Below are 13,071 nucleotides of genomic sequence, written 5' to 3' on the forward strand. Positions count from 1 at the left end.
GTGGGACTGACGGTGGTGTCCGCGGGCGGACACACGTGGAAGCTCACCGAGCAGATCGGCAGCGGCTCGGAAGGGTTCGTGTACGGCGTCGACGACGCCCGCCCTCTCGTCGCGAAACTCGTCCCGGACCCGCCCGACCCCGACGCCTACCGGCGCCGCATCGCCCGCCTGGTGCGCCAGCGGCGCGAGCCCCGCACCGTCGGCCTGCTCTCCGCACCCGTCCGGCTGGCCTGGCCGCTGGTCCCGGTCCGTACGGCCGACGGCAGTGAAGCGGACCGCGTCGACGGGTACGTGATGGCCGACATGCGGCACGCCTACCAGCCGTTCAGCCACCTCCTCACCACCTCCGCCCGGCGCGCCTTCCTGCCCGGGGCGACCTGGGCGACTGCCCTCCGCACCACCCTCGCCCTCGCCCGGCTGCTGGGCGAACTGCACGCCGAGGGCTATGTGGTGGGCGACCTCAAGCCCGACAACCTCTGGGTCGACGAGACCGGCCGGGTCGGCATGGCGGACGTCGACTCGTGGCAGTTCACGGACGGCCGCGAGGTGTTCCCGGGCCGGATGCGCACCCCGGGCTACACGGCCCCCGAGCGGATCGGCGCCCCCGCCGGCACGCCGCCGGACACCGCGTCCGACGATTTCGCCCTGGCCGTCCTGGCCCACCAACTCCTCATGGCCGGCCTGCACCCTTTCGCCGGCCACCCGGCGGACGGCGGCGACTATCTGTCGTACGACGACAACGTGCTGCACGGCCGCTGCCGGCTCGTCGACCGTACGTCGGTGCTCCTGCCCCGCTCGGTGCCGCCCGTCGACCTGCTGCCGAAACGGCTCGCGGAGCTGTTCCGCAGAGCGTTCGCGCACACGCTCCGCCGTCCGACGGCGGCCGAGTGGGCCCAGGCTGTCACGGCTGAACTGGCCCCCGGCCGGCTGAAGGTGTGCGCGGTGAACGCCCACCACGTCCACACCGTGGAACGGCCGTGGTGCCCGTGGTGCGACCAGGCCGAGCGGGGCGACGACAGCTATCCCGACGATCCGCAGGAGGAGGCATGACCCACCTCTCCGTCTCCCGGACGCTGGACCACTGCAGCGTCCTCGGCCCCGGCAGCCGCGCCGTCATCTGGGTACAGGGCTGCCCGCTGCGCTGCCAGGGCTGCGTGGCCGCGGAGACCTTGCCGTTCGAGGGCGGCACCAGCCGACCGGTCGCCGAACTCGCCGACTGGCTGTGCCGGTTGGACGGCATCGAGGGCGTCACGTTCTCCGGCGGTGAGCCGTTCAGCCAGGCCGGGGCACTGGCCGAGCTGCTCGACGCGGTACGGGAGCGGCGCCCGGACTTCGGTGCGATGGCGTACTCCGGCTTCCGCCACGAGGCACTGCGGCGCGGCGACCCGGACCGGCTCGCCCTGCTGGAACGGCTGGACCTGCTGGTCGACGGGCCGTACGTCGCGGGGCGGCACGGCAGTCTGCGCTGGCGCGGCTCGGACAACCAGCGGCTGATCCCGCTCACCGACCGCTACACGCGGGTCCTGGCGGAGCCGGACACGGCCGCCGGGATCGAACTGTCGGTGGACACCGACGGATCCGTCTCCTGGGCCGGCGTACCGCCGACCCCCGCATTTCGGCAGGGACTTGAGGAACAGCTCGCGGCGCGGGGGTTCGTGCTGCACACCGAGGTGCGGAGGGAACGATGAGCGGATCACCGAAGTACAGCAGCGTCAGCGTCGGCGCGGTGTACGCCCAGCGGGAGGCGGCGGAGCGCCGGCGCCGGGAGGAGGAGCGCCGGGCCAGGGAGCGCAGGCGGGCCGCCGAGCGGGTCCGGCTGGCGCAGGAGGCGGCCGTCCGGCGGGAACGCGCCCGCGCCGAGACGGAGCGCCGCCGGGCCGAAGTCGCCCGTAGGGAAGCCGAGTTGGCCGCCGAGCGGGCGGCCGAGCAGCGCCTCCGGCTGACCCGGGCGCAGGCGGAGCAGAGCCGGGCCGACGAGCGCGGTCTCGACGAGGTGCGGGAGCTGATCGCCCAGGCCCAGCAGTCCGGTGCCCGGGCCGACATCGGTTCCCTGGAGCGGCAGTTGGCCCACCTGCGGGAGCGGGTCGCCCGTGGGGAGCAGCTCGGGGAGGCGGTGGAGGAACTGCGCGGCCGGGTCGTGAGCCTGCGCACGGCAGCGGCAGGGAACCGTACGGACGACCGCGCCGCCGTCCTGGCCGGTCTGGAGCGCCGGTTCTCCGCCACCGGTCCGGACGGCGCCGTTCTCGACGCGGACGGCCATCGGAGCTGCGCCGACCTGCTCGAGCGGTTGCGCGCGGCCACCGGCCCGGGCCTGCAGGTCCGTTTCGAAGCCCTGCTCGGCACGGTCGAACACGCCCTCGCCCGGCATGCGACGACGGTCACGGAGGCGGTGCGCGCCGCGGAGCAGCAGGCACTCGCGGAAGCCGAGCGGCAGGCCCGCGCGGAACAGGAGCGCGCCGCGGCCGAGGCGGCGGAGCGCGAGCGCGCCGAGGCCCTGGAGGCGGCCCTCGCCGAGGCCGCGCAACGGCTGGACCTCGTGCGCCCGGCGGTCGAGGGCGTCATGGACACGGCCGCAGGCCTCGGCGACCCGGGCCTCGCCGACGAGATCGAGGGCGCTCTGGGCGCCGTCACCGAGGCACTGTCCGCGCGCTCGGCGAGCGACGCGCTGACCGCGGTCGCCGGACTGGAGGGAAGACTCCCCGACGCGGAGGCCCGGCTGGACGAACTGGAGCTGGCCTACGACCGGCGCCGGGATCTGGTGGAGGCGCTCCGGGACGCCATGACCGACGAGGGGTTCGCCTTCGAGGGCGGTGACGACGAGGACGGCAGTTTCCGGCTGCGCTTCCTCCGGCCGACCGGGGCGACGTACGAGACGACGGTCGCCAGCGAGGCCGACGGCACCCCGCTGCTCGTCTACCACGTACAGGGCGAACCCGACGTGACGCTGCGCGCCCCGCAGGACGAGCCGGTGTGCGACACCACGGAGGCGCTGCTGGAGCGGGTGCACGAAGCGCTGGGCGACGACGGCTTCGTACCGGGTGAGCTCACCTGGGACGGCAAGCCGCCGGGTCGGCGCGCCGAGCCGCTGCCCCGGGAGACGTCCTGGAGGTGGACGAAGCCGTGAGCACGGTCGACTTCGCCAAGAGCGAGGACGGTACGGGGCCCGTCGCCGCCAACGGCATGATGCCCCTGTGGGCGGTGTCGCTCGGCTGGGAGCTGCGGCGCGGCCGTCAGGTCGTCATCGACGGGCAGGTCCGGGACCGCTGGTGGTTCGGGGATCGGCCCGCCTCCTTCCGGGAGCTGGTCGCCGGGGTGCTGGAAACGCGCGGCGCCGATGTGGTGGGCTGGTGGGACCCGGTGGCCGGGCTCACCTTCCCGTTGCCGGGCCACGCGGAACGCTTCGCCGAGCTGGAGGCGACCCGCACCCGGGGCAACGGCGGCGACCGAAGGGAGCCGCGCCCGTGGGAGGACCGCGGCGCGGCCGGGGACGACGACGGGCAACAGGCCAACCCCCGCACCCGGCGCGGCATCGAACGCGACCGCGACAGGTCGAACCTGCTCGCGCCCCGGGCCGCCGGCAGGCCGAGCAGCTTCGAGGACGTCGTGGCGACCGTGCACCGGCTCGTCTCCTCCCCCGACGCCGCCACCGCCTTCGTCTTCCAGGACGTCGACCACCAACTCCCGTCCGGGCAGCCGGAGTCGAATCGCGGCTATCTGCGGCTGCGCGATGCGATGACGGCCGCCGTGACGCCCCGCTCGGCCCTGGAGGGCCGCCGCCCGCACGCCCGCAACGCCGTCCTGTGCGCGGTCGGCGACGTCGGCCGACTGCCCGGCTGGTTCCACCTGGAGGACCCCCGGATCGCCACCCTGCACATCAGCCCGCCGGACCCGAGCGAACGCCGCCTGTGGCTGACCTGGCTGCGCGGCGACTTCAACGGCGCCCCGGACGCCACCCGCCACGACATCGAGGCACTGGTCGGTGCGACCGACGGCATGTCCGGCTGGGACATCGACGCGCTCGCCCGGACCTCCTGGCTGCGCGACGCGCCCCTGCAGAAACCCGACAAGCTCCTGGAGCTGCACCGGCTCAACGTGAGCGTCGACCCGTGGACCCAGCTGGACCGGGAGACCGTCGCCCGCGCGGGCGGCGTACTGGGTGCCCGTGTGGTCGGCCAGTCCAGGGCCGTCGACGCGGTGGCCGCCGCGCTCCAGGCGGCCTTCGTGGGCATCGACTTCGGCGGCTCCGGCACCGCCCGCCCTCGGGGCGCGTTCTTCTTCGTCGGCCCGACCGGCGTCGGCAAGACCGAACTGGCCAAGGCGGTCGCCGAGTTGATGTTCGGCGACCAGAGCGCGTACGCCCGCTTCGACATGAGCGAGTACCAGCAGGAACACGCGGCCGAGCGGCTCGCGGGCGCGCCGCCCGGCTACATCGGCCACGAGCAGGGCGGCGAGCTGACCCGCCGGGTTCAGGAACGGCCGTTCAGCGTCCTTCTCTTCGACGAGATCGAGAAGGCGCACCCCCGGGTGCTGGACAAGTTCCTCCAGATCCTCGAGGACGGCCGCCTCACGGACGGCCGCGGCCAGACCGCGTACTTCTCCCAGTGCCTGATCATCTTCACCTCCAACACGGGCGCGGAGGCGGTCCAGGGCCTCATCGCCGAAGGCGACGAAGAAGTGCCGTACTCCGTACTGGAGGCACACTTCACCCGGGCCGTGGAGGAGAAGTTCCGGACGATCGGCCGGCCGGAGATCTACGGCCGGCTCAAGCCGGGCGTGGTCGTCTTCGACATGCTGCGCCGCGAGCACATCGTGAAGATCGCCGACCGGCTGCTGGGCCAGCTCACCGAGTCCGTCCGCGAGCGCCACCAGGTCGAACTGGTCCCCGACACGGACACCGTGCACCCCTGGATCACCGAGCGGATGAGCGACCCGGAGCACCAGGCGTACGGCGGCCGCCAGATCCGCAACGAACTGGAGCGGCTGCGGGCGGCCGTGGTCGCCCACTTCCTGGCCCACCGCCCGACCCCGGGCAGCCGGATCCGGCTCGGCATCGCCGCCGACGGCACGCCGTGGGCCAGGACCGAAGAAGGGAACGGCTGAACACATGCTCGGCATCGCCATCGGCCACCGCGTCGCCCGCACCGGCCGCTTCGACCCGGAGGGCCGGCCCACCGTGACGGTGACGGACCTGGCCGACACGGACGGAGTCGCCGACCCCGCCACCGCACTGACCGCGATCCTCGCCGGAGCCACGGACGAGGAGGTGGCGCTCGGCCTGCCCGCCTCCGCCGGCCGCGAGGCCGAGGCCCGCCTCCGCCGCGCCGCCGAGGACTCCGGCCTCCGCGTCCACAGAATCGTCCCGGAACCGGTCGCGGTGGCCCTGCACTACGGGGCGATCGTCGAGGGCGTCCACCGCACGGTCCTGGTGGTCGACCAGGCCGCGACGACAGTGGACCTGACGGTCCTCACCATCACCCCGGACCTGACGGTGCACATCGTCACCACCCGCACCGAAGAGCTGGCCGGCGCCCTCACCGCGACGGCCAGGGAACTCACCGAGGCAGCCCCGGACGCCGTACTCCTCTCCGGCGACCTGTACTCGACACCGGCCCACCGCACGGCGGTCGAGGACCTCCCCGAGGCCCGAGGGCTGACGGTCCGCTGCACCGCCCCCGAACTGGCCGTCGTACACGGCCTGCTGCTCCTGGAGGACTTCGGCCTCTTCCGCACAGCCACCGGCCCGGCACCGGCGGGGGCCCGCTTCCCCCCTCCCGCGGAGGACCCGGAGCCCCGCACCTGGCCCCCTCCGTCGGAGGATCCCGAACCGAAGAACGCCGGCCCCGGCAACGCCGGGACGAGGCGCGGGGCTGTGTCCGATGTGCGGCCACCACCGCGTGGGCGCGACGAACCCCCAGCGCCCCTCGGCGAACCACCCACCGCGACCACCCCCGAGGGGCCCGGGGCCGTATCCGACATGCGACCACCGCCGCGTGAGCACGAGGAACCCCCGCCCACCCGCGGTGAGCCGGCTACCGCAACCACCCCGCCCACCCCCGGACCCGCATCGGAACACGAACCCGGACCGACGCCACCCCCCGCCTCCCCGACCGTCCTGCGCCCCGTCCCCGTGACCCAACTCCAGGCCATCCGCCGGGGCGACCACCTCCTCGTCCTCTGGGCCTGGCCCGACTCCGCCCTCACCGCCCGCGTCCGCTGGCGCCGTGAGGACGCGACCGCGACCGGTGACGGCCCCCGCGACGGCGACATCCGCTGCGAGCGCCGGGTCTACGAACACGACGGCGGCCTGGACCTCCTCGTCGGCCGGGGCGCGATCACGCTCACCGTCGAGGCCCTGGTCCCCGACCCCACCGCCGACACCGAGGGCGCCGCCTCCCTGCGTGTCCCGGCCGAACCTCCCATCGTCGAGTACGAGCCCTCCCTGCGCCGCCGTCTCACCGGCGCCCGCGTCGCGACCGTCACCTTCACCGCCCGGACCGGCTGCGATCTCCCCGCCCTCCGGATAGTCCACGGCCTCGGCCGCTACCGCCCCACCAACACGGCCGAGGGCACCGTCCTGCACCAGGTCCCCGCCCAGCGCCTCCCGGCCGGCACCCCCCTCACCGTGGAGTTCCCCTTCCCCGGCACCAAAGGCCCCTCCTGGCTCGTCTGCTTCCCCGCGGACGGCTCCGCCTCCGATCAGGACCGCGACATCGACATCGACATCCGCCCCACGGCGCTGCACCGGCTGCGAGTGACCTGAATGGCCAGACGACTCACCTGCCCCTACTGCTACGAGACCTTCGCCCAGCGTGAGATCCGGTTCCGCTGCAACAGCCGGCTCAGCCGCACCCGCAAGCAGTGCGAGCGCCGTCGCGACCCGGTCCTCGACGAACGCTTCGGCAGACGCCCCAGCCACGACGTGGGCCCGGACTTCGCCGCCGACGGCCGTAAGCCGACGGCGCTGTGCCCGGACTGCGACGGCGAGACGACGTACCGCATCTGCCCGGTCTGCCACGTCGAACTGCCGTTGCAGTTCGGGATGGTGGAGAACCGGCTGATCGCGATGGTCGGCGCGAGATCCTCCGGCAAGACGATCTACATGACCGTGCTGCTGCACGAGATGCGCAACAAGGTCGGCGAGGCCTACGGCGCCTCGCTGATGGGCCTGGACGACATCACCATGCGCCGCTACAGCTCGGAGTACGAGGACCGGCTCTACCGCGACCGGCAGATGTTCCCGCCCACGCAGACCGCGACGACCAACGCCAACCGGGTGGAACCGCTGGTGTTCCGGTTCGGGCTGCGCCGCAGGGGGCTGTTCGGGGAGCGGCCGCAGCACAGCGTGCTGTCCTTCTTCGACACGGCGGGCGAGGACTTCAACAGCCGGGAGAGCGTGGAGCTCAACACCCGTTATCTGACCAACGCGGACGGCATCATCCTGCTGCTCGACCCACTGCAGATGCCGGGCGCCCGGGACAACGCGGCACCCGGCACGGCACTGCCCCGCACGGACGGCATCGACCCGCCGATCAACGTGCTGAGCCGGGTGAGCAGCATGCTGCTGGCCGCGCAGGGCGGCAGAGCGGCAAGGGTCGACACCCCGATCGCGGTGGTCTTCTCCAAGATGGACGCCTTCTGGCATCTGATGGAGAACGGCAGCCCGCTGCGCTCGCACGCACCAGCACTCGGCCGTTTCGACGTCGGCGACAGTCTCAGCGTCCACGAGGAGGTGCGCCAACTGCTCAGGAAGTGGGACGGCGTGTCCATCGACCAGTCCCTGGAGAACACCTTCGCCCGCTACCGCTACTTCGGTGTGTCCGCGCTGGGCCGCAGTGCCACGCCCGAGGCCCGGGTCGCCGACACCGGCATCCAGCCCTACCGGGTCTCGGATCCGCTGCTGTGGCTGCTGAGCGAGTTCGGTTCGGTGCCGAGGGCGGGCCGCGGATGAGGAACTTCCAGCAGCTCTACTACACCTCCTGCGAGCACGGGCTCAGCGGTTCCTCCGGCTTCCAGTTCAACGCGGTGAGCGAGCTGGTCTCGGCCGAGACCAGGCACCGGGTGGAGGGCCTGGCCGGGTACGAACCACCGCGCTCCCTGGTCGAGTCGGACACCCCCGAGCTGCTCGCCCGCTGCCCGGTGAACCTCTGCCACACCCCGGGCCGGCCGGGCGGCGCCACCACGCTGTGCGTGCGGTACGCCGGCCGGGACTCGGCACGCCGCTTCGGCAACTACTTCGCCCACGCCCTGTACACCGAGGGCGAGTTCACGACGGACAGCGGCGGCCTGCTCGCGATCGAGCTGTGGGACTCCCCGGTGTGGACCGCTCAGGTCGCCGACACGACGGAGATTCCGGAGCTGCCCGCTCCCCTGCCACGCGGCCCGCTGTCCCCTCGCTCGGTGCGCGCCTTCCTCCGCGCGCACCCGTACGCCGAGCAGCTGCCGGCCCTGCTGGCGGCGGTGTTCGCAGCGCTCGCGGAGGACGGCTCGGTGGTGGTGATCGACGATACGACGGACCGGATCGCCCACTGGTTCGCGGCCGTCTCCTACCTCCTGCCGCCCCCGCTGGCCCACATCCTGTCCTTCGCCACCTACCTCTCCCGCCCCACCCGCAGCCGGCTGCACCTGATCGGCACGGTGCCCGGGGCGCACCCCGACTTCGGCCCCGACGACGAGGAGTCGTACACCGTCTTCGACTTCGCCGCGGGCCGCTTCCCGGAGGTGGTGCCCACCCACCATCTGGTACGGCTGCTGATCCGGATCGGGGTCGGGTCGATCCGCTCGGTGTGGTCCTGGACAGCCGAATACGCACACGGCCGGGAACAGGCCCTGGGCGACTGGCACGCCCCGGTGGCGGCGGCCGCGGCGGCGGGCGGCACAGAGCTGACCGACGCCGACGTCCGCGCGGTGATCGACTGGCTGCCCGGCGCCGGTCATCTCGGGCCACGCCGGGCGGCAGTGGCGGCGGACATCCACCACAAGCACCGGGACCTGGACGACGACCGGCTCACGGTACTGAGCGCGGCCGCCGAGGCGGGCGGCGACGTGGTGCTGCACCAGGAGCTGGAGGGCAAGCTCCACCAGTCCCGGATCCGCGCCTATGCGACCGGTGCGGAGAACGCGCCGGGCCCGGTGCCGATCACGCATCCCGCCGAGCGGGAGCGGGCCACCGCCCTGTGGCAGCGGCTGCTCGGCGAGGCCACCACCAGCCGTCAGCGGGTACGGCTGCTGCTGTGGGCGCAGGGCGCGCGTCTCGAGCCGCCGCGGGAGCTGCTCGCGGCCCAGAGCCTGGAGCTGGCCCGCGTCCTGCTCGGCGCCTCCGGCGCGGGACCCGGCCTGCGCGAGGAGGTCGCCCGACTCGTCCGCACCATCCCGGAGTTCAGGACCGGGCTGGCGACGGCGGTGCAGGAGGTGCTGACCGAGCGGGGCGGCCAGGAGCAGCTGTTCGCCCAGTTCCCGGCCGAGTTGCTGAGCGAGCGGGATCTCGAAGGGCGGCCCCGGCTCCTCGAACACTACTGGCGGGCGCAGGCCGAGCGGGAACCCGGCCGCGCGGTCGACCTGCTGTTCAGGATCCTTCAGGCGCGGGGCCAGTCCTCGCCGGACGCGGAGCTGCTGCGGGGGGTGTGGCGGCAGCCGTCGCCGGCCTGGACGTACGAGGAGGCGACCGAGATCGCCCACCGGCTGCCGTCGGACCAGCCGATGGACGAGGCGGTCGCCGAGTGGTTCGACCGCGCGGTGAAACAGGAGGTCCGGGACGAGCAGGGCCTACGGGACTGCCTGGTGCTGTGCGACACACTCACCGCGCCCGGCCGCTACGCCTGGCTGCGGGTGGTCACCCAGGAGTGCGTGCAGATCACTCTCCGGCTGGACGCGGCCCTGCGCGAGGCCACCGAGGCCACCGCGCTCGCCCGCACGTTCCGGATCCCGCAGATCGACGCCTGGGCGGCACCCCGTGCCCTGAAGACCTACCGGCTGCTCCCCGCCATGCTCCGGCTGCCCGCCGACCCGGCCCGGCTGCGCAAGGAGATCGGGGAGTTCGGCTTCTCCCTCGCCGACGGCTATCTGCGCACCGTGCACCGGGCCGCGGTCGCCGCGGGTCGTGTCGACGAGGTGCTGTTCAGCCATGTCACCGGGGTGATCGCGGTCAACGGCGAGCGGGCCGCACTGCCGCAGGCGCACCTGGAGGTCGTCGAGGCGCTGCGCCTGTACACCGCCCGCCACTGGCAGTCCGAGGACCTGGATCGCCTGGCCCGCGCGCTGCGCCCCTACGACACCCGGCTCGCCGACGCCTATCAGGAGTGCGCCGAGAACCGTCTGGGCCGCATGAAGAAGTGGAGCCGCAAGCTCACCCCGCGGCGGTCCTCGGACGGCCCCCGACCGGAAAAGGGGTGAGCCTCCGATGGAAGACATCCTGTTCTTCGTCCTCCTCCCCGCGGCCTACCTGGCCCTGCTCCTGATCTACCTGCTCGTCGCCCCGGTGATCGCGGCCCTGCGCGGGGCCGCCCTGGTCAGTGAACTGCTGTGGCGCTACTGCCAGTTGCTCAACGGCGTGCTGCGCCTGCGCACCCCCGAGTTCGTGACCGTCCCTCCGTACCGCCCCGCCGAGGAACTGGCCCACCGCAACTACTTCTTCGGCCCCGCCAGCCGCGATCTGCGCCAACTCATCACCCAGGGGCGGCGGTTGTACGTCCGCACGGTCACCGACGCCTACCGCCGGGTGACCGCCCGCCAGTTCACCGCCCCCTCCAGGCACCGGGCCGTCTCGGTCCCGTACGGCCTGACCCTCTACCTGGGCCTCGGCGCCGGCGCCGGCGTCGCGATACCCGTGCTGGGCATACTCCTCGGCGCCCAGGCGCTCGGCGTGGCCCTGCTGGCGGCCGGTGCCCGGCTGACCGCGCTCACCCTGCGGGCCACCGACCGTTCCATGATGATCCTGCGTGGGCTGCCCCGGGGCATGCTGTGCCCGAGCTGCTTCGAACGCGTCCCCTATCCGGCATACGACTGCCCCCGCGCGACCTGCCGACGCCGGCACGCCGACATCCGCCCGGGCACCTTCGGCCTCTTCCGGCGCCGGTGCGCCTGCGGCGAGCGGGTACCGACCCTGCTGATGCTGATGAGCCGGGACGCCCGGCTGAGCGGCCACTGCGTGCACGAACACTGCGGCAAGCCGATGAACCGAGACGCCGGGCACATGCCCGAGCTGATCCTGCCGTTGATCGGCGGCCGGGCCGCGGGCAAGACGCAGCTGATGGCGGCGATGGTGAAGTCCCTGGAGAACGCCGCGGAGAACGGGGGGCCGGCCATCCGGCTCGCGGACCCCGAGTCGAGTGCCACCCAGCGGGTGCTGAACGAGGTCCTGGAGATCCAGGGGCACACCCGCCCCACCCAGAAGACGTTGCCCCGAGCCCATTCGTTCGTGCGGGGCAGCGGCCGCGCCGAGCAGCTGGTGCATGTCTTCGACACGGCCGGTGAGCGGTTCGTCAACCGGGAGGAGACCGACGCGCTGCGCTATGTCCGGGCGGCCCGCACCTTCGTTTTCGTCCTCGACCCGATGGCTCTCGACGCGTTCTGGTCCCGCCTCGACCCGGCGGGCCCGAAGGTGGACCGCACACTGGCGTCGACGGTCGATCCGGAGGACGTGTTCTCACGGTCGTTGCAGACCGTACGCACGATGGGCACCAGCCTCGACAAGGCCCGGCTCGCCGTCGCCGTCAGCAAGAGGGACCTGCTCACCGGGCAGCCCGCCCTGCTGCCCGACCGCCCGGACGACAGCGATGCGATCCGGAAATGGCTGTGTGAGCGGCTGGGGTTGCGGAATCTGGTGAGCACGATGGATCTGGAGTTCGGTGAGGTCCGGTTTTTCTGCACGGCGGCGGTGGCGGACGAGGAGGGGCAGGTGGATCCCAGTGTTGCGGTTTTCGTCGCGTGGTGTCTGGGTGAGTGAGAGGGGCGCGATGGGTGGGAGACCCGCAGATCCTTTTCGGCGGTCTGCGTGAGAAGCCCCGACCAGTCGGGGGATTGCTGGTCGGGGCGGCTCCTGGGCCGTGGAGGCACCGTTCAGTCAGCGCTGTTGCAGGAGCACATCCGCGGCCCGTTCCGCCAGCATGGTCACGGGAGCGTGCGTGTGGGCCCGCACGATGCTCGGCATCGTGGAGGCGTCCACCACACGCAGGCCCGTCAGACCCCTGACCGCGAACGTCGGGTCGACGACCGAGTGCTCGTCCACACCCATCCGGCAGGTGCTCACGAGGTGGTGGATGCTGCCTCCCGTGGTGCGGATGTAGGCGGTGATGTCGTCGGTGTCCTCGGACAACGCTCCGTCCGTGAGAGGTTTGCCCATCCATTGCGCGAAGTCCGGTCGCCGCAGGACCTGTTGTGCCGCGCGTATGCCCGTCACCAGCGTCGCCAGGTCTTCTCCCGCCTCGTCGGACAGGTAGCGAGGGTCGATCAGAGGGGCGTCACGCGGATCGGCGCTACGCACGGCCTTTCTGAGCGACCCCGTAGGCGCCGAGATCCTCGAACGCTGTGCCGCCGCGGGCGAGGTGATACGTCTCCTGCCGCAGCTGCCGATGAAGTTGAAGATCACGGACGGCTCCCAGGCGCTGTTGGCCCTCACGCCGACCGGCTCCAGCGTGGCTCTCCGTCTCACATCGCCCGTCGCTGTCGCGGCGTTGCGCCACTATTTCGAACTCCTGTGGCGCGAGGCGCGTCCGCTGACCGGCGCTCCCCCGCCCAGCGACAGTGCCCGTGAGAGGCAGCGCCGCGAGATCGTCGCGCTGATGCAACAGGGGTTCAAGGACGAAGCCATCGCCAGGAAGTTGGGGCTGACTACGCGTACCGTGCGCCGACGCATCAGCGAGTTCATGGACGAGCTCTGCGCCGAGACCCGTTTCGCCGCCGGGGCGGAGGCGCAGCGCCGCGGCTGGTTCGACGGCTCGGCCGAGTAGGACAGCCCTCCTTGGCAGAAGCCGACGGTGACACCCGTCCAGCGCCCTGCGCGAGACCTGCCGAGGGCATCGACCGAAGGCCTCAGGGCGTCCCCACCTCCCGGTTTCCGAAGTGTGCACCCCGATA

10 protein-coding genes are annotated in these 13,071 nt (G+C 72.8%); 9 read left to right on the plus strand and 1 reads right to left on the minus strand.

Annotated elements, in window-relative coordinates:
• The 8 genes from ACFYRX_RS38635 to ACFYRX_RS38670 are packed head-to-tail and all read left to right on the plus strand — an operon-like array spanning position 1 to position 11,941.
• Complete coding sequence (locus tag ACFYRX_RS38635) at positions 1-1,050, plus strand: hypothetical protein (protein WP_389110616.1); 1,050 nt, start codon at positions 1-3, stop codon at positions 1,048-1,050.
• A complete protein-coding gene (locus tag ACFYRX_RS38640) occupies positions 1,047-1,688 on the plus strand; it encodes a 4Fe-4S single cluster domain-containing protein (RefSeq protein WP_389110618.1) in 642 nt (213 codons plus the stop codon). The genes ACFYRX_RS38635 and ACFYRX_RS38640 overlap by 4 nt, the downstream gene beginning before the upstream one ends.
• On the plus strand, positions 1,685-3,124 hold the full coding sequence (locus ACFYRX_RS38645) for a hypothetical protein (protein WP_389110621.1): 1,440 nt from the start codon (positions 1,685-1,687) through the stop codon (positions 3,122-3,124). Before ACFYRX_RS38640 ends, ACFYRX_RS38645 begins: the two co-directional genes overlap by 4 nt.
• A complete protein-coding gene (locus ACFYRX_RS38650) occupies positions 3,121-5,100 on the plus strand; it encodes an AAA family ATPase (protein ID WP_389110623.1) in 1,980 nt (659 codons plus the stop codon). The genes ACFYRX_RS38645 and ACFYRX_RS38650 overlap by 4 nt, the downstream gene beginning before the upstream one ends.
• A gap of 4 nt (positions 5,101-5,104) precedes the next feature.
• The gene (locus ACFYRX_RS38655) at positions 5,105-6,760 is read left to right on the plus strand and encodes an Hsp70 family protein (protein WP_389110626.1); all 1,656 of its coding nucleotides are present in this window, start codon (positions 5,105-5,107) and stop codon (positions 6,758-6,760) included.
• Positions 6,761-7,948: a hypothetical protein gene (locus tag ACFYRX_RS38660; RefSeq protein ID WP_389110629.1), complete on the plus strand. Its 1,188-nt coding sequence runs from the start codon at positions 6,761-6,763 to the stop codon at positions 7,946-7,948.
• Positions 7,945-10,389 (plus strand): GTPase-associated protein 1-related protein, encoded by a 2,445-nt coding sequence (locus ACFYRX_RS38665; protein ID WP_389110631.1) that lies wholly within the window; start codon positions 7,945-7,947, stop codon positions 10,387-10,389. Before ACFYRX_RS38660 ends, ACFYRX_RS38665 begins: the two co-directional genes overlap by 4 nt.
• Before the next feature lie 7 nt (positions 10,390-10,396).
• Positions 10,397-11,941: a hypothetical protein gene (locus tag ACFYRX_RS38670; protein WP_389110634.1), complete on the plus strand. Its 1,545-nt coding sequence runs from the start codon at positions 10,397-10,399 to the stop codon at positions 11,939-11,941.
• Positions 11,942-12,058: 117 nt separating this feature from the next.
• Here ACFYRX_RS38670 and ACFYRX_RS38675 read toward each other — a convergent pair whose 3' ends face one another.
• The gene (locus ACFYRX_RS38675; protein ID WP_389110637.1) at positions 12,059-12,478 is read right to left on the minus strand and encodes a GMC oxidoreductase; all 420 of its coding nucleotides are present in this window, start codon (positions 12,476-12,478) and stop codon (positions 12,059-12,061) included.
• Between the two features lie 88 nt (positions 12,479-12,566).
• Here ACFYRX_RS38675 and ACFYRX_RS38680 point away from each other — a divergent pair, with 88 nt between their 5' ends.
• Positions 12,567-12,944 carry a helix-turn-helix domain-containing protein gene (locus tag ACFYRX_RS38680; RefSeq protein WP_389110640.1) on the plus strand — a complete coding sequence of 126 codons (378 nt, stop codon included), beginning with the start codon at positions 12,567-12,569 and terminating at the stop codon, positions 12,942-12,944.
• The last annotated feature ends 127 nt before the right edge of the window (positions 12,945-13,071 follow it).

It is taken from the genome of Streptomyces sp. NPDC005374 (genome assembly GCF_042872225.1).
Classification (GTDB): Bacteria; Actinomycetota; Actinomycetes; order Streptomycetales; family Streptomycetaceae; genus Streptomyces.